This window comes from Flavobacterium sp. WC2421, from assembly GCF_040822115.1.
Taxonomy (GTDB): domain Bacteria; phylum Bacteroidota; class Bacteroidia; order Flavobacteriales; family Flavobacteriaceae; genus Flavobacterium.
This window is the reverse complement of sequence record NZ_CP162004.1, coordinates 3,659,239-3,685,392: the sequence shown is the minus strand read 5'-3', so window position 1 is coordinate 3,685,392 and position 26,154 is coordinate 3,659,239. Positions and strand designations below refer to the sequence as shown.

Sequence of the window (26,154 nt, the reverse complement as noted above, 5' to 3'; positions counted from 1 at the left end):
TGCGAACTTTGCAATCAAATACTTTGATATGAAAATAAACTTAAAAAACGGAATTGATAAGCTCATTTTCGGGATGAAACAAAAAGACGTTACCGCTCTTTACGGTAAACCAGATAGAAACTACAAAGACGAAGATGACAATGTTATTTTTGCTTATAATACTCACAAAATACGTTTGACTTTTTATCAAGAAGAAGAATTTAAATTGGGTTATATGGTTGCTTCAAGTCCTGATTTGGAATTATTCGGGAATAAGGTGATTGGTAGAAAAATAAGTGATGTAAAGAAAGAACTTGCTCAAAAAGGGATTACTAAATTTACTCAGGAAGAATTTGATACTTTTGAAAACTATTTTAACGAAGAGAATTGGATTATTTTTCAAACGGAATATGATGAGGTTGTAAAGTTTGAAATTGGTGCCATCATCAATCAAAAGGATGAATTTGACTGGAAATTTGGTAAAAAATAAATCCTACTCGATCCATTAAATACAAAACCCGATACAGCTAGCTGTATCGGGTTTTACATTTAAAGAATGTTCTGTTAACTGGAGAAAAATCAGTTTTTAAATATGTAAGTCTGCAAGTATTTTACAATTTGATGGACATTTCGCCTTTAGTTTGCATTATAAAATAAATAACTAATTTTCCCTAAGATAATATTTCTACGAAACGTGAACGTGAACTTTCCACAAAATTCGCAATTGCGAGAAACGGCTGTTGGGCGTAGTGCTTTCTTTTTGTCAATTTATGCTTTCAATAAATTTATATACTATTAACATTATTAAATAATGACTAAATAACGTTATTATTTTAATCTTCGGGGACTAAACCGACAATCCAAGTAACTCCGAACTGGTCAGTCAGCATTCCGTATAGTGGTGCAAAAGGCGCAGGACCGAAAGGAATTAGAATAGCCTTCGCATTTTTAGCAAGAGCTTCCCAACCTTTTTTAATTTCTTCCGGTTCAGTACTGTGAAGGGTTACATAGAAAGGATTTATACCTTTGTCGAAAGCTTTGGAAGGTTGTACATCGTAACCCATAATGTGAAAACCATTTGGAGCTTTGACATCGCCAAAAGCAACTAAATTTGTTTGTGAAGGATCCTCAACTGCATTAATATCGGCATACGTAGCAATACTAATCTTTCCGCCAAAAATTGAGTGATAAAATTCTAGTGCTGTGCGAGCTTCGCCGCGAAAGTTGAAATGTGGTGTTGTTTGAACGCTCATAGTTTATTTTTATTTTTTTAAAAAGTTTATGATGCAAATGTAAAATGGTTAAGTGACAGCCTTATGTCAGGGGTCAAAATATGTTAGTGAAATTTATCAAAATATTCTTGTAAAGTCATTTTATGTTGTTCAAATTTCTCTGAAAGGACTTGCGTTTTTGTAATTCTATCCAAACGGAAAAATCTGAATTCTTGCCGTAAACGACACCAAGCAATTAGCAACCAATTTTCTGTTCTTATCAGTGCAAATGGCTCAATGATTCTTTTTGTTGATTTGCCACTTTCATTTGTATAATCAATTTCCGTTAAATCAAGGTTGGTTATAGCAAGTTGCAAATGAGATAAATTGTTGCTGTTTATTAGTTTTTCAAGATTTTCGCCTGATATGGTTCTGTCGGAAAGCAGATTTACTCTGTCTTTTACAGTATAATTCAAGACAGATTTTATTTTTTCAATTGCTTCGGTATAATCTTTTATAAAAGAAGAGTCTTTACTTTTTAGAACCAATTTTTCGGCAAGAATTAAAGCATTGGCTTGGCTTTCTGTAAACATAACTGGTGGAATTTTGTAGCCTTCCATTAAAGAATATCCTTTTCCTTCTTCTGTTATGATTGGAACTCCTGCCTGTTCTAATGCTCTAATGTCTCGGTAAATTGTCCTTACGCTAACATTGAATCTGTCAGCAAGACTTGTTGAAGTGGTAAGTCGTCTTGTTTGCAGTTGGGTCAAAATTGCAGTCAGTCGTGAAAGTCGTTTTGTGTCGTTTTCGTTCATTTTTTGTCTGACTATTAATGTTTGCACACTTGCTGGTAGCATTACGCCCAACGTCTTGGCACTACAGCGGGTTTGGGACTAAATTAAGCCCTATTTTCGGATTTGCCAAATCATCCCAAATACAAGACCATTTTTCCATTAAGTCAAATGCCCAAATCCGTTGTAGTGGCTGTTGTGAGTAGTGCATATTATACGGTTTCAATTCGGTAACTTTTCCACATTAGTAGACTTCCAATTAGAGTAAAAATAATTCCACTGATAATAAATGAGTATTGATAATCTTTAGTGAATAAAGCGCCGAAATAGTTGAAATAGTCACTTATTTTTCCACGAAAAAAAATACCAGTTGGGAAAATTAAAAATGCAAGTAAGAATACAAATAATGTATTCAGAAAAGGTTTTTTATTTTTCAAGTTAATCAATGAAATAATTAATATTCCAATTACGAATGCACCAAAACTCCAATATGCTCTTTTAGCTAAAAAATCTCCAAGAGTTGTGAAAGTTGAATTTAAATTTTTCCAGCATTCTGAGTTTACGTCATACTTCAGTAAACACATAAATCTTTCAGCGTCAGATGCGATATAAATTTTCTGAATTCCTTCAATAAAAAAGAAAATCCCTAACAATTGAATTAGTATAAGTTTCAAGTTTAATTTTTTCATTAAAGACAGAAGTTTCTTTTTAACGGTTGCATTACTCACAACGGTTTGCAGCTACCCGAAGGTGGCGATTTCGAAGCACTTCACTGTCAACCAAGCAGAAACTTTGATAGAAGCACAAAGCTTGATTTAACCACTGAACCGCCACTTTTGGGTAGGTGCTGTTATAGGGCGTTTTTCTTTCTATTTTCATTCTATTCTCTTATTTCTTCTCTTACTGGCAAAACGTCTTTTGGTATGTCCGCTTTTGAATTCACGGTTATGTATTCAGTCTCAAAAGTTCCTTCATAGCCGAATAATTTTCCCCAAGTTTTGTTTCTTACCACTACAGAGATTTTAAATTTTTGCTCTTTATCGTCATACCATTCACAAACGTTCGCTTCACCTGAAAATAGCATTGGAAATTTAAAGTCTAAAAAACCTTCATAAAATCTTTGTTCACCTGACCGTAATTTTATACCACCGTTTTCCGCCACAGTCATTTCAATGTCAACTGCAAGATGTTGATGTGTGCCCAAGTAATCAACAATTCTATTTCTCTGTTCGCTGTAAATCATTGTTGCGTCAAATCTTCTTACTCGCTTTGGGAATTGATATTTACGAACCCAAGTAACGGTTTCTCTTCCAAATTTGTCTTTATATGCGTAGTTTTCAATTGTGAAAGGAATATCTTTTCCTTTCTGCGGAAACATAATGTTTCTCCATGTCCCAATGTATAGAAACGGAAGTGTATATGGTTTTCCATACCAAACACTTTGCATAACTCCTTTTCCAATCGAGGCAATTTTGTCATTGCTGTTGAAGCCAAAACGCTTTTGAATCTGTGGATGAAGTTTGTCAAAGTCCGAACCTAAAACTTGTTGGTATATTGATTTCATTATTTCTGTTTTGTGATACAATTTGAAGCCTTTGGTAAATTGCTGAAATTCAAAATTGCTATTATCGAAAGAGCTATCATTGATATGTTTAGCGAAAATGGGTTAAATGGAAGTGTAAAAATCATCAAGTCGCTAAAAATTGCTCCAACTGAGAGAAGACACAGTCCTAATATATTTAAATACTGAAGAACTTTTCTATGAATAAAAATCAATGCAACTCCAAAAGCAATTTCCGCAATTCCTATGATGGTCAAAATATTGTCTTCGTTTCCATTAAATAACCCTGATTGTCTTAATATTTCAATTTCACCTGTGTCAGTAAAAAGTATTTTTGGAATTAGTCCCTGATAAATCCAAATAATTCCTAAAGTTAAATTCACAAGCAAAACAGAAATTTGAGCATTTAAAGCTTGCTTTGGGTGAAGTCCTTTTTCAATCCAATTTTTCAGGCAATCAAAACTCCAAGCAGTTGCCCAAATCATTAATGGTCTGAAAACAAATTTGTCAATGATTTTTCCGAAAAGTCCCCAACGTGTTTCATAGTCATAACCTGTAAAAAATTTTATTCCGTCTGCTTCAGGAACATATTTCCAATAGCCTGAACCTTGTTTGATTAATGAAATTTTACTGTCTGATGAAAATTTTAAAACTGATGTGCTTTCCCCGTTGTCTTTGGTTTTAGTCGCAACGCTTTCTCCGATTCCGTCTACCTTAATTCCCAAGCCAACTTTTGTTGAGTATAGAAATTTTTGCGGGTCTGTCGGGTCATTTTTTGGTAAGTATTCAATCTCTGTAAACCGTAAGTCCCATTGTTGATGAATAGAAGGTTCTTGCGTATTCGTCCACAAAGTGTCAAAGTCACATTTTATTTTGGTTTCAATATATAGAGGTCGTCTTTTCAATTACTGTCGTCTTTTTAAATGATGCATAACGTTTTGCCACTTTGAGATGGCTGGAAGTTCGTAACCGCTCAATTTTCTGCTTAACGAAAACTTGATGCGAAACGATAATTCCACTAAATTCCAGCTAGCTCAAAATGGTTGTTGCTGTGAGTATTTATTTTTCATTTAATATTATTTTCTTTATTGGAGGCAGCGGTGGAGGCGGCGGTAAAATTCCATTAATACTTGCAAAATCAAAATTTTTACTCGTCTCAATTAGTTTTAAATTTTCTTTTGTCCTATAAATCCACCTTGAAAGAGAATCTAATTCTTTGGGAACTTTATGACTGTGAACAAAAACACTTTTTTTAAAAGTATCTTTTTTTATAATTATTTGATATGCACTTCCGTCAACATAATCTTGATTATATTCTGATTTTATTTTTTTAAAATCTATTTTTTTTAATAATTCACGTAATTGATTTCTTTGTTCTTTTGTAAGTATTGCATAATAATTTGTTTTAGCTTTTGGAAATTTTTTCCCATATCTTTCTGAGACATTCCAATGTTCTCTTAAATAAATCGTGTCGTTTTCTGTGAATTTTATTGAAAATAGAGTTGAGAAAGTTCCACCAAACGAATACTCGAAAGAGTCAAAATCTTTTTCTTTTTTTGCACAAGATATTAAAAGTGTCAAAATGAACATAATAAATAATTGTCTTTTCATACGGAATTTCCTGTTTTTTGATAGGTAATATTACTGCCAAAGTTTCGCTGCTTTGAGATTCGTAATCTTTTAATTTTCGGCTTTGCAAAAAATATAATGCGAATCGGTAATTGCACTAAACTCCAGCTAGCTCAAAATGATTGTTGCTGTGTGTGTTTCATTAATAATCATTCTTTTCGCATTTCTTTTTTTCACCGCAATACATTTCGCCGCAAACTGCATCAGTATTATTGAAGCGAATTCCTTTCTGTTTAACGATTTCGCTACAATCCATTTGGACGCAAACTGCATCACTTAAATTCAACCAAAATATTTTCTGTTTCACGATTTTATTCTGATTTTTCAGCGCAAAATTCGGCAAGAATATTCACAGCAACATCAAATATATACATCTTTTAAGGATTTTTTAAGGTAAACGCAGTTTTTTCTTACTAACTAAACGATTGAAGTGACTGATTATTATTTAAATGGCTCTTATTAAAAGAGAGGTGAATAGGGGTGTTGATTTTCTAGTGTATTTCTTTATCGTGGGGTTGCATGAGGGATGGAAGTGGAAATCCTTTTATGGAACGTAGTGTAATAAAAGATTATAACGTACAGCCCGACCCTGCTGGAAAGGAGTGGAAGCTGGGGCATGCCCAAAATAAGCATAAAAAAAAACCGACTTGCAGGTGCAAATCGGTTGTGATGAATAAAGAGGACTCTTTTTATTTTGTAGGTTGTTTTTCAAACATTTCTAATTCGAAAATTAAAGTGGCATTGGGAGGTATAACGCCACCAGCACCGCTTTCTCCATAAGCTAAGTTAGAAGGGATGAAAAGTATTGCTTTGTCACCATAAGACATTACGCTTAATCCCTCTAAGAAACCTGGGATCATTCCGTCTTTTTTCCCTGCTTGGAAAGGAAAGGCGGCGTATCCGTTTTGTGCGGCTCTATTGGCATCATATTTTCCGTATGCTTTGGCTACTTCTTCATAACTGCTGTCAAATAAAGTTCCATCTTCAAAATAACCGGCATAATGGAAGTAGAATGTACTGCCATCAACTGGTTTTACTCCTGTCCCTTTTTGTATGATTTTATAAGTCAAACCAGATGGAGTAGTGGTAGCAGTTGCTTTGGCAGCAGCAAGGTAGGCTACTTTAGCCGCAATTACGCCTGCATACTTTTCATTAGTAGCTTTTACTTTTTCGGCTTCAATTAAAGCTTGTTTTTTTGCATCCTCTGCTTTGTTTTCATAGTAGTTAGCAAATACTTTTGATGTATCAAAATATTTAGCAGCAGCTCCTTTTCGTGTAATAGTCACTTTAGTAATTACATCCTCTTGAGCAATACTATTAACAATATCCATTCCTTGAGTTACATGACCAAAAATGGTGTGCTTGCCATTTAACCAGGGTGTGTCTTTGTGCGTTATGAAAAATTGACTCGAATTTGTTGCTGGACCAGAATTAGCCATGGCTAAAACACCGCCTTTGTCAAACTTTAAATCGGTAAATTCATCTTTGAACGCATATCCAGTTCCACCGGCACCACTTCCAGTTGGGTCTCCAGTTTGAATCATGAAATTACTAATTACTCTATGGAATTTTAAACCGTCAAAAAATGGTTTTCCCTTTAATTTTTCATCAGTTACAAAAGCATTTTTTCCTTCCGCAAGTGAAATGAAATTAGCCACTGTAATGGGCGCTTTTTGGTATTCTAGTTGCAGGGTAATATCTCCCTTATTTGTTGCAATCGTTGCAAAAATTCCTTCAATAGCAACGGGTGCTTTAACAACTGCTTTTGTTGTAGATACAGCTGTTTTTTTTGTAGTAACGGCTTTTTTTGTGTTTTGAGCTTGGGTATTTAATACTCCAAAAAACACTAAAATTAAAAGTTTAAATTTCATCTTGTTTTAAATTAAGGTCTGCCTTTTTTTGGTCTTATTTATTATTTTGCACTAGGATCTAATAACTCTATTTCAAAAACAATATTTGCATTGGGAGGAATAACATCTCCTGCACCACCTGCGCCATAAGCTAAATGCGAGGGTATGAATAAAATTGCTTTATCACCCAAAGATAATTTTTCTAATCCTTCAATAAAGCCCGGAATCATGCCATCTTTTTTTCCCGCTTGAAATGGAATAGGTTGATATCCGCCTTGATTGGCCCTGTTTTGATCGTATTTTCCAAAAGTTTGTGCTACATTTTCAATACTACTATCAAAAAGTTGGCCATCTTCTAGGAAACCTGCATAATGAATGTATAACGTTGACCCTTTTTCTGGTTTTTTACCACCGGCTTTCTTAGTGATTACATATTTAAGACCACTTGAAGTTTTAGTCGCTTTACTCTTTAAAGCATTGAAATATTTTACTTTATCTTCTCGAACATCTTTGTATTTTTCATCGTATGCTTTTTTGTTTTGAGCATCGATTTCCATTTTTTTCTTTTGGTTTTCTGACTCAACAGAAAAATAGTTGAAAAATGTTTTTACAGCATTAAACTTTTTTGCTGCTTCACCATTTCTAATGATGGTTACACTTTTTATAAAATCATTTTGCTCAATTTTATTAACCACTTCCATTCCGTTTTCGACTACATGACCAAAAATGGTGTGTTTCCCGTCTAACCATGGAGTGGCAACATGAGTGATGAAAAACTGACTGCTATTTGTTGCTGGACCATTATTAGCCATGGCCATAATACCTCCTTTGTCAAAACGCAAATCGTTAAATTCGTCTTTGAATTTATAACCACCGTCTCCAGATCCTGTTCCTAGTGGATCTCCAGTTTGGATCATAAAATCTTTAATCACTCTGTGGAATTTTAAACCATTAAAAAAAGGTTTTCCTTTAAGATTATCATTGGTAACAAAGTCATTTTTTCCTTCGGCCAAAGTCACAAAGTTAGCCACTGTAATAGGCGCTTGCTTGTAATCTAAGGCTAGAATGATTGTTCCTTTACTTGTTTCTATTTTGGCATATAAGCCATCAGGAAGATTACTGTTTTCATCTTTACAGGATGTCAAGGTAGCAAGTACAAGTAATACAAATAGGATGCTTTTTTTCATATTGATATTAATTAACGAATTATTTTAAGGTATCTTTTATTTGAGTTATCGTCTTTTTTACGGCGGATTGAGACCTTGGAGTGGTGTCTTTATTTACCTTTTTTAAAGTATTGTCAGTAGATAATGTCTCTAATTCTGCTTGTTTTTTATAAGTTGATTCAGGTCTAAAATCACGTAGGGTTACAGTGCAAAGTAAAGGCTGATTGACCCCAATTTTTTTATTGTCTCCATGATACCCAAAACCCATATGAGAAGGGAAAAGAAAGTTTACTTTTTCATTTCTATGCATTAGTTTAATCCCATCTCTTAATCCCATCATGATATCTTCTTTGTCGATATGATAAACCTGAGGTCTTAATTCTAGTTGAGAGTAAATAATAGTGCCGTCAAGGTCTTTTACTTCATAATCAAAGTAAGCAATATCTCCTTTTTTTGGACTGATTGTATCAATGTCATTTTTTATTTCATAAGAATACCAATACCCTTTTGATGAAGAAAAATATTCAACAGTTGGTTTGCTTTTCATTAGTGTCTTGATTTGATCTTCTTCAGTCGCTACTAGTTTTTTATTTCTAGCCACTGATTTTTTCATGAAAGTCCCAGACGTATGTGAAATAGGTCTTCTGGCTTCTTGATGCTGTTTACAGCTGGAAATTAGTCCAGATAAAAAGAGTGTAATTACAATTAAATAGGTATATTTCATATTGGACTATATCGTTAATTTTGTTACTAAATCTTCAAATTTACGGACTGTTTCACTCATTGAAACGTCTGATTTTCCTCCTGCAGCATTACGATGACCACCTCCATTAAAGTGTTCTCTGGCGAATTCATTCACATCAAAATCCCCTTGGGAACGGAAAGATATTTTGATGATTTTTTCTTCTTTATTTTCAATAAAAATAGCCGTAAATACAACTCCTTTTATACTTAATCCGTAGTTTACAATTCCTTCTGTATCCCCTTTTACATGTTCAAAAGTATTTAATTCTTCCTGAGTAAGCGTCGTGTAGGTAGTATGGTGTTCTGTCAATACTTTCATGTTTTGAAGTGCTCTTCCTAATAATTGTAAACGACTGTACGAGCTGTTTTCAAAAAGTAAATTTGGTATTTTGGTGTTTTCAACGCCTAAATCGATTAGATCAGCTACAATTCGGTGGGTATTTCCGGTAGTTCCAGGAAATCTAAATGAACCAGAGTCGGTTAGAATTCCAGTATAAATACAAGTTCCAATTGTTTTATCAATAGCTTCTTTTTTGGCTAAAAACCCAATGAAGTTGTATAACATTTCACAAGTAGATCCAAATGAAGTATCAGAATAAGTGACTGTAGCATAATCATCTGGTTTTTGATGATGGTCAATCATGATGAATGGTGCTTTCATCTCTGCTAGTACTTTTTCCATTTCTGATCCTACACGGTGTAATGCGTTGAAGTCCAATGTGAATATCAAATCGGCTTCTTCAAGTATTTTAGTGCAGTTTTCTTTGTCTTTTTCAAATATTTTAACGGTTTCAGACCCAGGAAGCCAAGCTAGAAAATCGGGAAATTCATTTGGTGCAATTACTACTGGTTGGTGATTATTTTTTAATAAAAAATGATACAAACCTAAAGTTGAACCCATAGCATCTCCGTCAGGACCTCTGTGTGGGATGATTGCTATCTTTTTTGGTGTTGCTAATAGTATTTGTACTGCTTGAATGTCTTGTGTTTTCATAGTTTGCGAAATTACATTTTTTTAATGTAAAGTTTTTAATCATTTGCAATTTAACATGCTTTTTAGATATTAGAAATTATCTAAATTTCTTCTTTTAAATTTTTCGTACAAATGATATTTGGGTCCTTTGACTATTTGAGAATGATAGATGCCTATAGGACCTGATGCGAAATAGGCTATAAAGCAAGCAAGTCCAATATAAATGCCGCTTTCTACTCCAAAAAGTTCCATACCCATAACGGTACAAGCTATTGGAGTATGTGTTGCTCCCGAGAAAACAGCTACAAATCCCATTCCAGCCAAAAGTGCTATGGGTAGTGGTACAAAAAGGGATAAAGTGCTCCCTAATGTGGCACCTATAAAGAAAAGTGGGGTAACTTCACCGCCTTTGAATCCTGCCCCTAGAGTAAATCCTGTGAATAAAATTTTCAGTAAAAAGTCATAATATTCACTTGGTTTTGAAAAGGACTCAACAATAATAGGAACTCCTAAACCCAAGTATTTTGTTGTACTGATGAAATACATAGCCACCGCAAAAAGTAGTCCGCCTACAAAAGGACGTAGTGGTGGGTATGGTATTGTTTTCGAAAATAAATTTCCCCAAAAATGCGTGCTTCTGGAAAAAAGCATGGCTGCAAGTCCAAACAAAATACTTATTGGAATGATCCAAAGCAGTTTTTCAAACCCAAAGTCGGGAGTGATAGGAATAGAATAATGCGTATGTTTTACGTCCCATAATTCTACTGTAAAGTAAGCAAGGAAAGCCACTAGGAAAGACAAAACAATACTTTTGGATGTAATTTTACTAAAATATAATACTTCTAAAGCAAATATTGCACCTGCTAATGGCGTTCCAAAAACGGAGGCAAAACCCGCGCTAATTCCTAATATAATTAATGTTTTTCTTTCGGCTGGGTCTAAGTTAAAGATTTTGGTAAATTGGTCGGCAATAGAACCTCCCATTTGAACCGCCGTTCCTTCACGTCCTGCTGAACCACCAAAAAGATGGGTTACAATAGTTCCAAAAAGTACAAAAGGCGCCATTTTTAATGGAATGGTCTTTTTAGGTGTCTCGTATTCTTCTAGCAATAAATTATTGCCTCGCACCACTGATGCTCCATAATAATGATACAAAAGACCAATAAGTAAACCGCCGATTGGTAAAAGCCAAATAATCCAGCTATTTTGTTCTCTATATTGTGCTGCCCATTCTAAAGAAACTAATAGTAGAGCTGAGGCTGAACCAGAGAAAAAGCCTAGCAGGATACAAATGAGAATCCATTTGAGACCGAGCACAATTATTTTTTTAATTTTTTCTAAATTCATGCGTTTAAATAGAAAGATTGTAATGCTTTATTTTGCTAAAGTATTACAATCCTTTTAAATTATGCTGTTTTTAAGCAAGTACAGCAGTAAACTCTATTTCAACAAGGTATTCTGGAGCCACTAATTTGCTTATTTCGTAAAAACCTGTAGTTGGTTTTACATCTTTAAAAAAGGCTGCATGCGCCGTAGCAACCGCTTCAAATGTTGTGATGTCAGTGGTAAATATTCGAGTACGAATCACATCTTTCATACTTGCATTTAGGTCTTCTAAAACTTTTTCTACTCTTTCAAGAATATTGAATGTTTGTGCGTAAGCATCCGTTGCGGTTACTTTTTCACCATCTACAATAGCTACTGTACCTGAAACTTCAATAATGTTTCCAATGCGTACCGCACGACAGTAACCCATTTTATCTTCCCAAGGAGAGCCTGTTAATATGTTTTCTCTTTTCATTTTATTCGTTTTTTATTGTTGATTTCTACTCAATTTAAATTTTGGTATATTTTTTGCAATTTATAAAAATATAGTAAAGTAAAAAACACTGATTTTATATAAAATGTTCGTTTTTAATAAAATGTTTTTTTGCTTGAAAAAGTAATATTTATTGAAATTTATAGTTATAAATAGGAGTTTATAATTAGAGGTTGCCGATTTTATAAAGTGGTTTTAATTTAAAAAGAAATGATGAATAATAATAAAATTTTTTTGAATCGAATTTTTCTCTTTCTTTTCCTTTTAGGGATGGTTTTTAATGGATATTCACAGGAAGAATTTAGCACAAAGTTTAAAGCGATTCCACCTAAGGCTAAAGAACCGAAGGCTAAATCATTAGTCCCATCAATTCCGGGACCACCTAAAGTATTGCCTTATTTTGCTACTGCAATACCAGAAAATAATTTTAAAGTACCTAAAAGTAACGTTATTGTAGCTTCTGAAGCGTACAGAAGAAATCAAGATTTAGGCGTTTATAAAACGAGTTCTAAAACGGCAAGAGTACAATATCGTGATGGAGCTTATGTCGATGGGGATAGAATTAGGATTTATGTAAATTATAAGGTTATAGATTATGATGTCCTTTTGGATGGTAACTTTAAAGTATTTGATGTAAAACTTGAAAAAGGAACTAATAGAATCGATTTTGAGGCATTAAATGAAGGTTTTGCACCACCTAATACAGCCGAATTTCAAGTGTATGACGATAAAGGGAAGTTAATTTCGTCTAGCCAATGGAACATAGGTATTGGATATATGGCTACTATAATCATAAACAAAGAATAAGTACATTTTTTATATAAAAGATAGGTTTTAAAGTAATATTTAAGATTGATTAGGTTAAATTTTTTTTAATGTTCGCTCGAGGTTTTGTTTTCTAAATAGAAAGCTTGGTATATTTGTGGCATCTCAATATTTAGAGTAATTAAAACAAAGTGGTATAATATGAAGCAGGTATTACTGGCAATTATGATGTGTTTTGCAATAAACGGCTATTCTCAAATGGAGTTTAGTTCTAAGTTTAAGGCAATACCACCTTTGGATACAGGTATTAAAGCTAAAAAAGCTGCACCAGTAACAGTGGCTCCTCCAGATATTTTAGCACCTAATCTATTTAAAAAACCAGAATCCAAACTGCCTAGTACCAATTTTAAAATTGGTGATCCTGATCCCATTTCGATGACTAGAACTAATGATTTTGTAAATCCAGGTGATGAAGTAAGAGATAAATTGAATAAAAGTATTGATAAATCATTAGTCAATAATGGATTAAAAGAAGATACTTCTTATTTAAATGAAAAGGACTTAAGTTTTGGAATTATTCGTACGAAGTCTAAAAACTTAGTGATTCGAGTAAGAGATTATGGCGCTATTGATGGCGATTTAATAAAAGCCACTATTATACAAAATTATAAGAGTACGGTTCTAGCCAATAATTTATACTTAGAAGGCAATTTAAAAGATATTAAAATCGAACTTCAAGAGGGATTGAATTATCTAGAGTTGGAAGCCCTGAATCGTGGAGCTTTAGGTGGGAATACGGGCGCTTTTTATATTTATGACAACGACGGAAACTTGTTATTGTCTGACTTGTGGAATAATTTTGATACAGGAGTCAAGTCTAAATTTACATTTATAAAAGAATAAGAGTCGGTCTTTGTCCTTTTTAAATTAAAAAGGATCAGCTGTTACTTGGAATTTCATATCTGCTTTAACTGTTATATCTGTAGTTAAAGATTCTTTAATGACAGCTTCAGTTCTTAATTTATAGCTGGATGCCTTGATATATTTATCTAATTTTTCAGAAGTTGGTGTTAGCATTATTGTGTTTGTGGTAGCGTTGACATTATCTAAATAAGCTAATTCTACTTCATCATTTGCATCTGTTGAAATATAGATGTGTATTGATTTTAAAAAGCTAAATGTTTTATTGGTTGGATCTGTTATACTTAGTTTCAATTCTTTTAACTTAACGTCTTTTACTAAGTTAGCTTTCGTGTTATTATTATCAAATTGGGCACTTGAGTTGGTCGGAACATCTGGTGTAACGATGCCGCTTGCCACATTAAGTGGGAAATTACTAGCGATTTTAAACTCAGTTTGGTTTGAAACGGTAAAAGTGAGTAGGTTGTCAATTACACTGCATGAAAAAACAACTAAGGACAATAGAGCGATAACGGTATATGATTTTATTTTCATCTTCTTTTTAAATTTGGGTCACATACTCAAAGTGTATTTTGAATAAATAGGTTGAATGTATGATTGGCAAATATACTATATTAAATACAGAAAGTTCTTTAATGAAGCAGGAGCGTTTTTTGTGTTTAAATACTTTTTGATCGTGCTTTTCATTAGTAGTTCTAAAATTACTATTTCGGCTTGTAAATAGTGCAATAAAGTTTGTTGTAAAAAAAAATAAATATTTTTCAAATTTCAATTTTTCAATTCCGAATATAAAAAGTATTTTTGCGCATGCAACACAACGTACTTATTTTAGATTTCGGATCGCAATATACTCAACTTATTGCGCGTAGAGTTCGCGAATTAAATATATTCTGCGAAATTTTCCCATACAATCATTTTCCGAGTGATTTATCAAGTTATAAAGCCGTAATTCTAGGTGGAAGCCCCTTTTCTGTTCGTTCAGAAGACGCTCCACATCCTGATTTATCTCAAATCAGAGGGAAATTACCCATGTTAGCCGTTTGTTACGGTGCCCAATATTTAGCTCACTTTAGTGGTGGCGAAGTAGCAGCATCAAATACAAGAGAATATGGTAGAGCTAATTTATCTTATATAAAAGAAGAAGAAATTTTCTTTGAAGGAGTTGACCTTAACAGTCAGGTTTGGATGAGTCATAGCGACAGTATTAAAGGATTACCTACTAATGGAGTGAAGCTTGCTAGTACACATGATGTGGAATTTGCAGCGTACAAGATTGAAGGTGAAACTACTTACGCAATACAGTATCACCCTGAGGTTTTTCATTCTACTGATGGATCAAAAATGTTAGAGAATTTCTTGGTTAAAATAGCTGATGTTCCTCAAAATTTCACACCAAATGCTTTTGTAGAGGAAATGGTTGCAGAATTGAAAGAGAAATTACAAGATGACAAAGTAGTCCTTGGACTTTCTGGAGGAGTAGATTCAACTGTAGCAGCTGTTTTATTACATCAAGCTATTGGTAAAAACCTATACTGTATTTTTGTAAATAACGGATTGCTTCGTAAAAACGAATTCCAAAGCGTATTAGATCAATACAAAGGAATGGGATTGAATGTGAAAGGAGTTGATTCGGGTGATCGTTTCTTGTCAGAATTGGCAGGAGTTAGTGATCCAGAAACCAAACGTAAAATTATCGGAAGGGTTTTTATCGAAGTTTTTGATGATGAGTCACATCTTATTGAAGACGTAAAATGGTTAGCACAAGGAACAATTTATCCGGATGTAATTGAATCAGTTTCGGTAAAAGGACCTTCAGCTACCATTAAATCGCATCATAATGTAGGTGGATTACCTGACTATATGAAATTGAAAATTGTAGAACCGCTTCGTATGCTTTTTAAAGATGAAGTGCGTAGAGTAGGTGCATCATTAGGAATTGATCCTGAATTATTAGGAAGACATCCTTTTCCAGGACCAGGATTGTCCATTCGTATTTTAGGAGATATCACTCCTGAAAAAGTACAAATTTTACAAGATGTTGATAAAGTCTTCATTGACGGACTAAAATCTTGGGGATTATACGATAAAGTTTGGCAAGCAGGAGCTATTTTGCTTCCTGTGAATAGTGTAGGTGTAATGGGTGATGAGCGTACTTATGAAAAAGTAGTAGCGCTTCGCGCAGTAGAGTCTACAGATGGTATGACTGCTGACTGGGTACACTTGCCTTATGATTTCTTAATGAAAGTGTCAAATGATATTATTAATAAAGTAAAAGGGGTAAATAGAGTGGTATATGATATTAGCTCAAAGCCACCAGCAACTATAGAATGGGAATAAAATGTAGCGTTTTTGGTTTGTAAGAATCATTAATTTTACTATTATTATAAAGACGGTATCAGATTTTGGAATAAAATTTGATACCGTTTTCTTATCTTTGAAACAATAATTTTATAAATAAGAATAATGAAATATTTTTTAGCGATTTGTATTACTATTTTAATGTCTGTTAATTCTATTTCTTCCCAAGAAAAAGCAATTACACATAAAGTAGAAAAAGGAGAGACGATAAGCCAAATTGCACAAAAATATCAAGTGACTCCATTTGATATCTATCAACTAAATCCAGATGCACAAAGCGGATTAAAGCCAAACAGTGTTTTGCTAATTCCAAAAAAATCTGGAGCTAAAATAGTTGAGATTAAAAGTAATCCTATTAATTCTAATGTAAAAGGACCAACAGGTGTAACGCATGAAGTGACTCCTAAAGAAACTTTATATGGAATTGAAAAAAAATATGGTGTCTCTGACGAAGATTTAAAAAAGGCCAATCCTTTTATTGAGAAAGAGGGTTTGCAAATAGGACAAGTATTAACGATTCCTTCGAAAAATAGTGTAAAAAATTCGGTTGTCAATAAAGTGGCAACAGTAACTCAAGAGAAGTACGTGTATCATGATGTACTCGCAAAAGAAACTAAATACTCCATTGCTAAACAATATGGAATTTCAATTGCAGAATTAGAAAAACGCAATCCCGAAGTAGTATCTAATTTGCCAATTGGGTATCGATTAATAATTAAAGGGACTGCTCCAAAAGTAATGGAGCAAGCGGATTTAAAAAAGGAAACAAAGGAAGTTAAAAAAGAAATTGTAAAGCAAATTCCAATAGCAACTTCGACGGAGGTTAAGTACTCCACTTATGAAGTACAGCCTAAAGAAACACTTTATAGCTTATCTAAAACTTATGGGATGAGTCAGGAAGAGTTTGTTGCTCTTAATCCGGAACTGAAAAATGGAGTTGAAATTGGGATGATTTTAAAAGTTCCAGTTAAAACTTCTCTTGTAAATGAAGAAAGAAAAGAATACGCAGCGTTAACCAAAAATAATAATTTAGGTTACCGTAAAAGAATGGTTTTATTATTACCATTTAATATTCCTTTAATTGAAAGTGATACGATCAATTCTAATGCATCTCGTTTGAAGAAGGATAAGTTTTTGAATATGACTTTGGACTTTTATGCAGGCGCATTGATGGCAATTGATTCTGCTAAAACATTAGGACTTCCTTTAGATATCGAGATATACGATTCGCAGGAAACTAAAAATAGCTCAAATGTAGCTTCAATTATCAAAAAGAACAATCTTGAAACGGCCAATGCAATTATTGGTCCTTTTTATCAAAGTAATGCTGAAATTGCTGCTCAGTTATTGAGTGTAAATAACATTCCAGTGATTTCTCCACTTTCAAAAGATGTTGGAAACCCGTATACTAATTTATATCAAACAATTCCAACTAGTGAAGTGATAAAAAACACCATGTTTGATTATATGAGAGCGCATAATGGAAATATTATGGCGGTTGTAGATAAGAAAAAGGAATCCATAGTTCAATATATCAAAGAATACCAAAAAGACGTTCCATTTGTAGCTTTCAAAGAAAATGGAAGCGTGTCTGCAGAAAGTTTGAAAAGCATGCTACAGAAAGGAAAGATGAATTATGTAGTTATGGAAACTGGAAATACATGGATGATAAAAACGACTATCGCAGCAATGGTAGGTTCTATGTCTGATTATCAGGTTCAATTGGTGATATTAGAGCCTAATGAAACGTTGGATACAGATGAAATTAAGTTTGCCAATTTGATTAAGTTGAAACTAATGTATCCATCAGTGACTCGAGATGATGAGACTCCAGGTGGTATTGTTTTTGAAAAAGAATTTAAAAAAATAAATTCCATTTATCCTAGTGATTATGCTACTCGTGGATTTGATGTGACTTTTGATACGATGATGCGATTGGTTCAAAATAAAACTTTTGAGGAAACGGTAAATTCAGCAGCAACTAAACAAATTGAGAATAAGTTTGAGTATTATAAAAAAGAGGATGGTGGTTATACCAACAAAGGTGTTTTCATAATGTACTACGATTCCGATTTAACAATAAAAGAAGCAAACTAATGACATCAAAAGTAACCTATTTGGGTGATTTAAGGACAGTATCAATTCATTTGCAATCTGGAAGTGAAATTGTTTCGGACGCACCTATAGATAATAATGGAAAAGGAGAAGCTTTTTCGCCAACAGACACAGTAGCTAATGCGTTGGCAAGTTGCATGATGACTGTGATGGGTATAAAAGCGCGTGATTTGAATGTCGATTTGACAGGATCTACTGCAGAAGTAACTAAAATTATGAATGCCGAACCAAGAAGAATTGGAGCAATCGAAATAATTTTTCATATGAATGTCGATGCGGATCAAAAAAACAAAACTATTTTAGAAAGAACGGCGATGACATGTCCTGTTTTTCTAAGTTTGAATGTTGAAATAGAGAAGCGAATTACTTTTAACTGGAAATAAAAAGAAATGTAAAGTGGGAGTTAAGATGCACGAGGTTTAGAACTTTTGGCATCTTAACTTTTGCTTTTTTTTCTAAGTTTGAAAAATGGATAAAAATCAAGAACAACTGATTAAGCTCGCTCATACTAAAATGCCTTTTGGTAAATATGTAGGAAGATATCTGATAAATTTACCAGAATATTATGTGGTTTGGTATCATAATAAAGGATTTCCAAAAGGAGAATTAGGAGAGCAATTAAAACTAATTTACGAGATAAAATTGAATGGGTTAGAAGAATTGATACTAAATATTAAAAAAAGATATCCAAAACAGCGTTAATTTCTTAAATTAATGCTGTTTTTATTTTTAAATAACGACGTTAAACAATTGTCAATTTTCCAAATTATCTCATTTCTAAATTAGTATTTTCTCAATATATAATCGTATTTTTGCCAAGTTTTTTACACAACTACAATACAAACAACAACATAATGAATCAAACAAAATATATTTTTGTTACAGGAGGTGTGACTTCTTCCTTAGGAAAAGGAATTATTGCAGCATCTTTAGCAAAACTGTTACAAGCAAGAGGATATAGGACAACTATTCAAAAGTTTGATCCTTACTTAAATGTTGACCCAGGAACACTAAATCCTTATGAACATGGGGAGTGTTATGTAACGGATGATGGAGCAGAAACAGATTTGGATTTAGGTCATTATGAGCGTTTTTTAAATGTTCCTACTTCTCAGGCGAATAATGTCACTACGGGAAGAATTTATCTTTCGGTTATTGAAAAAGAAAGAAGAGGAGAATTTCTAGGTAAAACAGTACAAGTAGTACCTCATATTACCAATGAAATTAAAGATAGAATGCAATTACTTGGTAAAACAGGTGATTTTGATATAGTTATCACTGAAATTGGTGGTACTGTTGGAGATATTGAATCCTTACCATATATTGAGTCTGTTCGTCAGTTAGTTTGGGATATGGGAGAGCATAATGCTATTGTTATTCATTTAACTTTGGTGCCTTATTTAGCTGCTGCTGGGGAATTGAAAACAAAACCTACACAGCATTCCGTAAAAACATTGATGGAAAGCGGAATAAAAGCGGATATTTTAGTTTGTAGAACGGAACATGAAATTTCGGATGAAATTCGTAATAAATTGGCTTTATTTTGTAATGTAAAAAGAGAAGCAGTTATTCAATCAATTGATGCTTCTACTATTTATGAAGTTCCTAATTTAATGCTAGAAGAAGGACTTGATGTTGTAGCCTTAAAAAAATTAGATTTACCTAAAAAAGCGGCTCCAGATTTAAAAAACTGGAATACTTTTCTACGTCGAATAAAAAATCCAAAACATACTATAAATATTGGTTTGATTGGGAAATATGTTGAAATGCAAGATTGTTATAAATCAATTTTGGAAGCTTTTATTCATTCAGGTGCTGCCAATGAAACTAAAGTGAACGTTATTTCTATCCATTCGGAATATATAGATGCTTCAAATGTAAATGAAAAATTCAAAGACCTTGATGCTATATTAGTAGCTCCAGGATTTGGGGAAAGAGGAATTGAAGGTAAAATTGCTGCAGTTCAATATGCACGTGAAAATAAAATGCCTTTTTTCGGAATTTGTTTAGGAATGCAAATGGCAGTAATCGAATATTCAAGAAATATTTTAGGTTATGCTGATGCAAATTCAACAGAGATGAATGAACAAACCACACATCCTGTGGTGAATTTAATGGAAGAGCAGAAAAATGTTACTGACAAAGGAGGGACAATGCGTCTGGGAGCTTGGAAATGTGATATTAAGCCTAATACTTTGGCACATAAAATCTATGGTCAAACTACAATATCAGAACGTCACCGTCACCGTTACGAATACAATAGTGCGTATGTAAATGTTTTGCATGAGGCAGGATTAAAAGCTTCTGGAGTGAATCCAGATACAGGTTTGGTAGAAATTATAGAATTAGAAGATCATCCTTTTTTTATTGGAGTACAGTACCATCCAGAATATAAAAGTACGGTAGCTAACCCACATCCACTTTTTGTGAATTTTGTGGCAGCGGCTGTAAAAGCAAGTAAAAAATAATATTCAACAACCAGTTTGATTGTTGTATCAATAATTAAACACAAGAATACTAATTCTAATTGTTGCGAGTTGCTATAAGCACTCAAAACATTAAACTTTGAACAAAAATTATAATGGAAGAAAAAAAATTTGATCCTAATTCGATAATTGGTTTTATATTGATATTTGGGATATTAATATGGATAATGTATAACAATCAGCCATCTGAAAAAGATATTGCGGCAGAAAAAGCCAAAAAAGAGTTGGTTGTAAAAGAAGCTAAATCCAAAGAAGATGCTTCAAAAACGATTACAGTTCCAGCAACTGTGGCGGTTGGAGATACACTACAAATGGCTCAATTGCAAAAGTCATTAGGGAATTTTGCTTATTCTGCAGCACTTCCTTCAGCTAAAGAAGCTTATACAACTATCGAAAATAAATTAGTAATACTAAAAATTGCTAATAAGGGTGGATATATTGTTGAAGCAACCTTAAAGAATTTTGAAAAATTTAAAAAAGGTTCTGGAGAATTGGTGAAGTTGATTAAAGACAATAATGCCAATTTAAATATTCAGTTGTTTACAAGTGATAATCATACTTTAAATACTAAGGATTTATATTTTGAACCCACTTTGACAAAAAATGGGGAAGACCAAATTTTGACAATGCGTTTGAAATCAGCTGACGACCAATATTTAGAATATAAATATGTTTTGAAAGCCGATAATTACATGTTGGATTTTGATATTCAATCTCAAGGATTGAGTAAAGTATTGAATACATCAAAACCATTAAATTTAGAGTGGGATTTAAAAGGGTATACTAATGAAAAAAGTATAACTACTGAAAACCGTTATTCTGAGATGTACTATGAGCATGAAGATGGTAAGAGTAATTATATGGGTTCTGGTAAAGATAAAACAGAAACTGTTGAAGGTGTTTCTTATATCGCCTACAAACAACATTTCTTTTCTTCTATTTTATTGACTAGCACTCCTTTTGAAAAAGCGGAATTGTATTCTAATAATTTGGTTGGTGGTGATAATGTTGATACAACTTACACCAAACAATTTAAAGCAACTGTTCCATTGGCTTTTAAAAATGGAGAAATTGACCAGAAAATGAATTGGTACTATGGTCCAACAGATTATAAATTGTTGAAATCGTACGATCGTAATTTAGAAGATATTGTTGCATTAGGATGGGGAATTTTCGGTTGGATTAACCGTCATGCTTTTATTCCAATGTTTGGTTTCTTGACTTTGTTCTTACAACAAGGTTGGGCGATTGTATTGTTTACAATATTAGTCAAACTGGTAATGTCTCCTATAACCTATAAATCATTTTTGTCACAAGCAAAAATGAAAGTATTGAGACCGGAAATTGCTGAATTGGGGGAGAAATTTAAAAAAGACCCAATGAAAAAACAGCAAGAAACAATGAAGTTGTATAATAAAGCAGGCGTAAACCCAATGGCCGGTTGTGTACCAGGTTTATTGCAAATGCCAGTATTCTATGCATTGTTTCAGTTTTTCCCTTCGGCAATCAGTTTAAGACAAAAAGGGTTCCTTTGGGCAGATGATTTATCGTCTTATGACTCTGTTTATGAATTACCGTTTCATATTCCAGCTTATGGGAATCATATTAGTTTGTTTCCAATATTAGCTTCTATTGCTATTTTCTTTTATATGAAAATGACAACTGGAGATCAACAAATGGCAGCTCCTCAACAAGAAGGGATGCCAGATATGGCTAAAATGATGAAAGTGATGATTTATATTTCACCATTAATGATGTTGCTTTTCTTCAATAATTATGCAGCTGGACTGAGTTTGTACTATTTTATATCTAACTCTATTACAATTGGAATTATGCTTGTAATTAAGAATTATATCATTGATAGTGATAAAATTCACGCTCAAATTCAAGAAAACAAATTGAAAGAGCCCAAAAAACAAGGTAAGTTTCAAAGAAAACTGCAAGAAGTTATGGCACAACAAGAAGCTATTAAAGCAGAACAAAAAAAGAAATAATTTAAGTTTAAAAAAAATCTCGTTAATTCGGGATTTTTTTATTTTAAATGTAATTTTAATTTCACGGAAACGTTAGTATTAAAAAAGTATTTATGAAAGTATTTTGTAAGGTAGCATTATTGGTCTTGCTTTTATCAAATGTTTTTTTACTTCAAGCACAATCCAATGTATTAGATGCAAATGGGAAAAAGCATGGAATCTGGAAAGGCATTTATGAAGAGTCTAAAAGACTAAGATATGAAGGAAGTTTTTTACATGGAAAAGAAGTAGGGCTTTTTAAGTTTTTTGATGACACTAAGCTAGGTTCTGTAATCGCTACGAGAGAATTCAACTTGAATGGCAATGGAGCCTATACTATTTTTTATGATCAAAAAAACAACAAAGTAAGTGAAGGTAATGTCATCAATAAATTATATGAAGGCCCATGGAAATATTACCATCAAGCATCAGATAAGATTATGACAACCGAAAATTATAAAAAAGGGAAATTGGAAGGAGTGAGAAGTGTATATTATCTCAGTGGTAAAATCGCTGAAGAAGCTTTTTATGTTGCCAATTTTAAAGATGGAAATTATAAGAAATATTCTGAAAACGGAATTGTTCTTGAAGAATCCGTTTATAAGAATAATGAATATAATGGCTTGGCTATTTTTAAAGACCCTGATGGATCTGTAGTTTCAAAAGGACAATTTATCAATGGAAAAAAAACAGGTGTTTGGCAGTTTTTTGAAAAAGGAAAAGGAGTCAAAGAAGTAAATATGAGTGCTACTCAAAGTGCTCCAAAAGCCAAGCGCAATTAACTTTAAGTTGGAACTAATACTGTAATAAAACTTTGTAACTTTGCAGTCTTATAAAATTAATAAAGATTTTGAAATGAAACGTGTTGTAGTAGGACTTTCTGGAGGTGTGGATTCAAGTGTTGCAGCTTATTTGCTGCAAAAACAAGGATATGAAGTGATTGGTCTTTTTATGAAGAATTGGCATGATGACTCCGTTACTATTTCTAATGAGTGCCCATGGCTTGAAGACAGTAACGATGCATTACTAGTGGCTGAAAAACTAGGAATCCCTTTTCAAACTGTAGATTTAAGTGAAGAATACCAAGAAAAGATCGTTGACTATATGTTTAGCGAATATGAAAAAGGACGTACTCCAAATCCAGATGTGCTTTGTAATCGCGAAATTAAATTTGATGTTTTTATGAAAATTGCTTTAAGTCTTGGTGCTGATTATGTAGCGACAGGACATTATTGTAAAAAGAGTGAAATAGAAGTCAATGGAGAAACCGTTTATCAATTGATTGCTGGGGCTGATAATAATAAAGATCAATCTTATTTTCTTTGTCAATTATCACAAGAGCAATTAGCCAAATCGTTATTTCCTATTGGGGAGCTAACGAAGCCTGAAGTACGAGAAATTGCGGCCGAAATGGAACTAGTTACGGCTGAAAAGAAAGATTCTCAAGGGTTATGTTTCATTGGGAAAGTACGTTTGCCTGAATTTTTGCAACAAAAATTGCAGCCAAAAGAGGGAACAATAATTCAGATTGATAAAAATGATTCTATTTATAATTTTAATGAACAAGAAGAACTATCCCTTGAAGAAAAATTAATAATAGCTTCTAATAAAATTCATTACACTCCAGAAATGGGTAAAATAGTTGGAAAACATCAAGGCGCACATTATTTTACCATTGGGCAACGCAAAGGATTAAATGTAGGAGGAACAACTGATCCCTTATTTATAATTGCAACAAATGTAGAGACCAATACAATTTATACGGGTTTAAGCAGCCAGCATCCTGGTTTGTTTAGGAAAGGACTGTTTATCGAAAAAGAAGAAGTACATTGGATTCGTAATGATTTGGCATTGGCCAATGGAGAATCGATGGAAGTGATGGCAAGAATACGGTACAGACAACCATTACAAAAAGCAGTATTGCATCAATTTGAAAATGGGATGTATGTGTCTTTTGAAGATCCACAATCCGCAATAACGGAAGGTCAATTTGCAGCTTGGTATATTGGAGATGAATTAGTTGGTTCGGGAGTTATTTCTTAGCTTGCTGTTTTATTTTTGAGATTGTTAAAAAAAAACTATTACCAGAAGATATTTATTTCAATACGTTTTCTTGATTCTAATTGTTAACTATGAAAAAGCTTTGTTTATTCTTCTTTTTATTTCTGACTACATTCGCTTTTTCTCAAGAGGATGCTTGGGTGTACTTTAATGCCAAAGCAAATTCGCAGTCGTATTATGAATCTCCTTTGCTGATGCTCACTCAAAGAGCTTTGGATAGGAGGACAAATCAAAGTATTGCGTTGGACTTCATGGATATTCCAATGAATAAAGACTTTGTAAGCCAAGTTAAATTGGTTTCCGGAATTACTGTAATGGCTAAATCTAAATGGTTAAATGCGATTCATGTTCGTGGAACTCAAACAGCAATAAACTCAATAAAAGATTTTGCTTTTGTAGACAAAGTTGATTTTGCAAACAAAACATTAAATCTAGGTGCTAAGACTGTTAAAGCTGAAAAGCTAGCAAAGGTAACTAGCGTTAAAGAGCAAAGTAAAACGAAGAGAATTAAAGCTGATTATACTTACGGAACATCGGCAAATCAAATACAAATGGTGAATGGACAGCTTTTACATCAGCAAAATTTTACTGGTTCAGGTAAAATAATTGCCATTATGGATGCTGGTTATCCAGGAGTGGATTCAGCCTTGCCTTTTCAAAGATTAAAAGATAACAATCAAATACTAGGAGGGTATAATTTTGTATCAAGGAGCGAAAATTTTTATACAGGAAATTCACACGGAACCTCGGTGCTCTCCACAATGGGAGGATATAAAGAAAATGCTTTAGTTGGTAGTGCCCCTGATGCATCCTATTATTTATTTATTACAGAAGATACCACTTCAGAAAATCCTATAGAGGAATCTCTTTGGGTTGAAGCGGCAGAAAAAGCGGATAGTTTGGGAGTTGATGTAATTAATACTTCATTGGGTTATTTTGAATTTGATAATTCAACCTATAACCATACTTATAGTGAAATGAATGGCACGACTGCTTTCATGTCTCGTGGAGCCGAAATAGCCTTTAGTAGAGGTATGATAGTTGTTACAGCTGCAGGCAATGAAGGAGGAACTAGAAATCCCTATATTGCAGTCCCGGCTGATGCTGTTTCAGTGCTTGCTGTTGGTGCTGTAAATGCAACGGAGGTTAGGGCTTCTTTTAGTTCTATTGGCCCCTCTTTTGATGGGCGAATAAAACCAGATGTTATGGCACAAGGTGTTTCGACAGTTTTATCAGATGAATTTGGTAATATAATTACTTCAAATGGCACCTCTTTTTCCAGTCCTATAATGGCAGGAATAATAGCGAGTTTTTGGCAAGCATTTCCTAATAAAACCAATAAAGAAATTCGACAATTAATTCTTGAATCTGCAGATCGATTTACCAATCCAACAAATCAATATGGTTATGGAATACCTGATTTTAGTTTAGCTTTGAATAAAGGAACGCTAAATGTAAATCAATTTTCTACTACTAGTTTTGTACTGTATCCCAATCCAACAACTGATTTTGTTACGGTTTCATTTCCTGAAAGTTTTAATAAAGGAAAAGTAATTATTTATACTTTTTCCGGTCAAAAGATTCTAGAAAGAGACCTGAGTGCAAATTCAGATTCCATTTCATTACATTCTTTAAGTAATGGAGTTTACATTTATAAAATAGAATCGGATGGTTTTTCAAAGATGGGTAAAATTATAAAGCAGTAACATTTAA

26 protein-coding genes are annotated in these 26,154 nt (G+C 33.2%); 12 read left to right on the top strand and 14 right to left on the bottom strand.

All coding sequences use genetic code 11. The annotated features are described in order from the left end of the window. The first annotated feature begins 28 nt into the window (after positions 1–28). Positions 29–469: a hypothetical protein gene (locus AB3G33_RS15730; protein WP_367771384.1), complete on the top strand. Its 441-nt coding sequence runs from the start codon at positions 29–31 to the stop codon at positions 467–469. 343 nt (positions 470–812) lie between these two features. Here the strand turns inward: AB3G33_RS15730 and AB3G33_RS15725 are convergent, their stop codons facing one another. The 13 genes from AB3G33_RS15725 to AB3G33_RS15665 form a co-directional block, all read right to left on the bottom strand. After that, a complete protein-coding gene (locus tag AB3G33_RS15725) occupies positions 813–1,232 on the bottom strand; it encodes a VOC family protein (protein WP_367771381.1) in 420 nt (139 codons plus the stop codon). Between the two features lie 83 nt (positions 1,233–1,315). After that, the gene (locus AB3G33_RS15720) at positions 1,316–2,005 is read right to left on the bottom strand and encodes a helix-turn-helix transcriptional regulator (protein ID WP_367771378.1); all 690 of its coding nucleotides are present in this window, start codon (positions 2,003–2,005) and stop codon (positions 1,316–1,318) included. Positions 2,006–2,193: 188 nt separating this feature from the next. Then, positions 2,194–2,655, bottom strand: coding sequence for a hypothetical protein (locus tag AB3G33_RS15715; RefSeq protein WP_367771375.1), 462 nt, complete (start codon positions 2,653–2,655; stop codon positions 2,194–2,196). Positions 2,656–2,861: 206 nt separating this feature from the next. Continuing rightward, positions 2,862–3,545 carry a DUF4166 domain-containing protein gene (locus AB3G33_RS15710; protein ID WP_367771373.1) on the bottom strand — a complete coding sequence of 228 codons (684 nt, stop codon included), beginning with the start codon at positions 3,543–3,545 and terminating at the stop codon, positions 2,862–2,864. Further along, positions 3,545–4,447, bottom strand: a complete 903-nt coding sequence (locus tag AB3G33_RS15705; protein ID WP_367771370.1) for a DoxX-like family protein — start codon at positions 4,445–4,447, stop codon at positions 3,545–3,547. The genes AB3G33_RS15710 and AB3G33_RS15705 overlap by 1 nt, the downstream gene beginning before the upstream one ends. 154 nt (positions 4,448–4,601) lie before the next feature. Continuing rightward, positions 4,602–5,153, bottom strand: coding sequence for a hypothetical protein (locus AB3G33_RS15700; protein ID WP_367771367.1), 552 nt, complete (start codon positions 5,151–5,153; stop codon positions 4,602–4,604). Between the two features lie 160 nt (positions 5,154–5,313). After that, positions 5,314–5,478, bottom strand: a complete 165-nt coding sequence (locus AB3G33_RS15695; protein WP_367771366.1) for a hypothetical protein — start codon at positions 5,476–5,478, stop codon at positions 5,314–5,316. A gap of 382 nt (positions 5,479–5,860) precedes the next feature. Next, a complete protein-coding gene (locus AB3G33_RS15690; RefSeq protein WP_367771364.1) occupies positions 5,861–7,042 on the bottom strand; it encodes a peptidylprolyl isomerase in 1,182 nt (393 codons plus the stop codon). Between the two features lie 41 nt (positions 7,043–7,083). Continuing rightward, positions 7,084–8,208: a peptidylprolyl isomerase gene (locus AB3G33_RS15685; protein WP_367771361.1), complete on the bottom strand. Its 1,125-nt coding sequence runs from the start codon at positions 8,206–8,208 to the stop codon at positions 7,084–7,086. 19 nt (positions 8,209–8,227) lie between these two features. Then, positions 8,228–8,911, bottom strand: coding sequence for a gliding motility-associated peptidyl-prolyl isomerase GldI (gene gldI, locus AB3G33_RS15680; RefSeq protein WP_367754516.1), 684 nt, complete (start codon positions 8,909–8,911; stop codon positions 8,228–8,230). 6 nt (positions 8,912–8,917) lie between these two features. Next, a complete protein-coding gene (locus AB3G33_RS15675) occupies positions 8,918–9,925 on the bottom strand; it encodes a bifunctional oligoribonuclease/PAP phosphatase NrnA (protein ID WP_367771358.1) in 1,008 nt (335 codons plus the stop codon). A 69-nt stretch (positions 9,926–9,994) separates the two neighbouring features. Beyond that, a complete protein-coding gene (locus AB3G33_RS15670) occupies positions 9,995–11,251 on the bottom strand; it encodes a voltage-gated chloride channel family protein (RefSeq protein ID WP_367771355.1) in 1,257 nt (418 codons plus the stop codon). A 70-nt stretch (positions 11,252–11,321) separates the two neighbouring features. Further along, a complete protein-coding gene (locus AB3G33_RS15665) occupies positions 11,322–11,705 on the bottom strand; it encodes a RidA family protein (protein WP_367754510.1) in 384 nt (127 codons plus the stop codon). 228 nt (positions 11,706–11,933) lie between these two features. Between AB3G33_RS15665 and AB3G33_RS15660 the strand changes: the two genes are divergently transcribed. Together AB3G33_RS15660 and AB3G33_RS15655 are read left to right on the top strand one after the other, a co-directional pair. Continuing rightward, positions 11,934–12,530, top strand: coding sequence for a hypothetical protein (locus AB3G33_RS15660; RefSeq protein WP_367771353.1), 597 nt, complete (start codon positions 11,934–11,936; stop codon positions 12,528–12,530). A 159-nt stretch (positions 12,531–12,689) separates the two neighbouring features. After that, on the top strand, positions 12,690–13,391 hold the full coding sequence (locus AB3G33_RS15655) for a hypothetical protein (RefSeq protein ID WP_367771350.1): 702 nt from the start codon (positions 12,690–12,692) through the stop codon (positions 13,389–13,391). 24 nt (positions 13,392–13,415) lie between these two features. Here AB3G33_RS15655 and AB3G33_RS15650 read toward each other — a convergent pair whose 3' ends face one another. Then, on the bottom strand, positions 13,416–13,943 hold the full coding sequence (locus AB3G33_RS15650; protein WP_367771348.1) for a hypothetical protein: 528 nt from the start codon (positions 13,941–13,943) through the stop codon (positions 13,416–13,418). A 273-nt stretch (positions 13,944–14,216) separates the two neighbouring features. On the opposite strand from AB3G33_RS15650, the gene guaA reads away from it, so the two are divergent. From guaA to AB3G33_RS15605, 9 genes are all read left to right on the top strand, one after another. Continuing rightward, positions 14,217–15,746 (top strand): glutamine-hydrolyzing GMP synthase, encoded by a 1,530-nt coding sequence (gene guaA, locus AB3G33_RS15645; protein WP_367754502.1) that lies wholly within the window; start codon positions 14,217–14,219, stop codon positions 15,744–15,746. 126 nt (positions 15,747–15,872) lie between these two features. Beyond that, positions 15,873–17,864 carry a LysM peptidoglycan-binding domain-containing protein gene (locus AB3G33_RS15640; RefSeq protein WP_367771345.1) on the top strand — a complete coding sequence of 664 codons (1,992 nt, stop codon included), beginning with the start codon at positions 15,873–15,875 and terminating at the stop codon, positions 17,862–17,864. After that, entirely contained in the window at positions 17,864–18,265 is a 402-nt protein-coding gene (locus AB3G33_RS15635; protein ID WP_367771342.1) for an OsmC family protein, read from the top strand. Before AB3G33_RS15640 ends, AB3G33_RS15635 begins: the two co-directional genes overlap by 1 nt. Positions 18,266–18,350: 85 nt before the next feature. Next, positions 18,351–18,584: a DUF3820 family protein gene (locus tag AB3G33_RS15630; protein WP_367771339.1), complete on the top strand. Its 234-nt coding sequence runs from the start codon at positions 18,351–18,353 to the stop codon at positions 18,582–18,584. 152 nt (positions 18,585–18,736) lie between these two features. Then, on the top strand, positions 18,737–20,350 hold the full coding sequence (locus AB3G33_RS15625) for a CTP synthase (protein ID WP_367771336.1): 1,614 nt from the start codon (positions 18,737–18,739) through the stop codon (positions 20,348–20,350). 113 nt (positions 20,351–20,463) lie between these two features. After that, positions 20,464–22,362 (top strand): membrane protein insertase YidC, encoded by a 1,899-nt coding sequence (gene yidC, locus AB3G33_RS15620; protein WP_367754492.1) that lies wholly within the window; start codon positions 20,464–20,466, stop codon positions 22,360–22,362. Between the two features lie 92 nt (positions 22,363–22,454). Beyond that, entirely contained in the window at positions 22,455–23,162 is a 708-nt protein-coding gene (locus tag AB3G33_RS15615) for a toxin-antitoxin system YwqK family antitoxin (protein ID WP_367771333.1), read from the top strand. Between the two features lie 73 nt (positions 23,163–23,235). Then, positions 23,236–24,423, top strand: coding sequence for a tRNA 2-thiouridine(34) synthase MnmA (gene mnmA / locus AB3G33_RS15610; RefSeq protein WP_367771330.1), 1,188 nt, complete (start codon positions 23,236–23,238; stop codon positions 24,421–24,423). A gap of 89 nt (positions 24,424–24,512) precedes the next feature. Beyond that, on the top strand, positions 24,513–26,147 hold the full coding sequence (locus AB3G33_RS15605) for a S8 family serine peptidase (RefSeq protein WP_367771327.1): 1,635 nt from the start codon (positions 24,513–24,515) through the stop codon (positions 26,145–26,147). The last annotated feature ends 7 nt before the right edge of the window (positions 26,148–26,154 follow it).

Bases quoted from the DNA above. Each gene is read 5' to 3' on its own strand.
- mnmA (WP_367771330.1), top strand. From the start codon at position 23,236: ATGAAACGTGTTGTAGTAGGACTTTCTGGAGGTGTGGATTCAAGTGTT.
- AB3G33_RS15690 (WP_367771364.1), bottom strand. From the start codon at position 7,042: ATGAAATTTAAACTTTTAATTTTAGTGTTTTTTGGAGTATTAAATACC.
- AB3G33_RS15665 (WP_367754510.1), bottom strand. From the start codon at position 11,705: ATGAAAAGAGAAAACATATTAACAGGCTCTCCTTGGGAAGATAAAATG.
- AB3G33_RS15650 (WP_367771348.1), bottom strand. From the start codon at position 13,943: ATGAAAATAAAATCATATACCGTTATCGCTCTATTGTCCTTAGTTGTT.
- AB3G33_RS15640 (WP_367771345.1), top strand. From the start codon at position 15,873: ATGAAATATTTTTTAGCGATTTGTATTACTATTTTAATGTCTGTTAAT.
- AB3G33_RS15685 (WP_367771361.1), bottom strand. From the start codon at position 8,208: ATGAAAAAAAGCATCCTATTTGTATTACTTGTACTTGCTACCTTGACA.
- AB3G33_RS15635 (WP_367771342.1), top strand. From the start codon at position 17,864: ATGACATCAAAAGTAACCTATTTGGGTGATTTAAGGACAGTATCAATT.
- AB3G33_RS15655 (WP_367771350.1), top strand. From the start codon at position 12,690: ATGAAGCAGGTATTACTGGCAATTATGATGTGTTTTGCAATAAACGGC.
- AB3G33_RS15615 (WP_367771333.1), top strand. From the start codon at position 22,455: ATGAAAGTATTTTGTAAGGTAGCATTATTGGTCTTGCTTTTATCAAAT.
- AB3G33_RS15660 (WP_367771353.1), top strand. From the start codon at position 11,934: ATGATGAATAATAATAAAATTTTTTTGAATCGAATTTTTCTCTTTCTT.
- AB3G33_RS15625 (WP_367771336.1), top strand. From the start codon at position 18,737: ATGAATCAAACAAAATATATTTTTGTTACAGGAGGTGTGACTTCTTCC.
- AB3G33_RS15675 (WP_367771358.1), bottom strand. From the start codon at position 9,925: ATGAAAACACAAGACATTCAAGCAGTACAAATACTATTAGCAACACCA.
- AB3G33_RS15730 (WP_367771384.1), top strand. From the start codon at position 29: ATGAAAATAAACTTAAAAAACGGAATTGATAAGCTCATTTTCGGGATG.
- AB3G33_RS15700 (WP_367771367.1), bottom strand. From the start codon at position 5,153: ATGAAAAGACAATTATTTATTATGTTCATTTTGACACTTTTAATATCT.
- gldI (WP_367754516.1), bottom strand. From the start codon at position 8,911: ATGAAATATACCTATTTAATTGTAATTACACTCTTTTTATCTGGACTA.
- AB3G33_RS15710 (WP_367771373.1), bottom strand. From the start codon at position 3,545: ATGAAATCAATATACCAACAAGTTTTAGGTTCGGACTTTGACAAACTT.
- AB3G33_RS15720 (WP_367771378.1), bottom strand. From the start codon at position 2,005: ATGAACGAAAACGACACAAAACGACTTTCACGACTGACTGCAATTTTG.
- AB3G33_RS15630 (WP_367771339.1), top strand. From the start codon at position 18,351: ATGGATAAAAATCAAGAACAACTGATTAAGCTCGCTCATACTAAAATG.
- yidC (WP_367754492.1), top strand. From the start codon at position 20,464: ATGGAAGAAAAAAAATTTGATCCTAATTCGATAATTGGTTTTATATTG.
- guaA (WP_367754502.1), top strand. From the start codon at position 14,217: ATGCAACACAACGTACTTATTTTAGATTTCGGATCGCAATATACTCAA.
- AB3G33_RS15725 (WP_367771381.1), bottom strand. From the start codon at position 1,232: ATGAGCGTTCAAACAACACCACATTTCAACTTTCGCGGCGAAGCTCGC.
- AB3G33_RS15605 (WP_367771327.1), top strand. From the start codon at position 24,513: ATGAAAAAGCTTTGTTTATTCTTCTTTTTATTTCTGACTACATTCGCT.
- AB3G33_RS15670 (WP_367771355.1), bottom strand. From the start codon at position 11,251: ATGAATTTAGAAAAAATTAAAAAAATAATTGTGCTCGGTCTCAAATGG.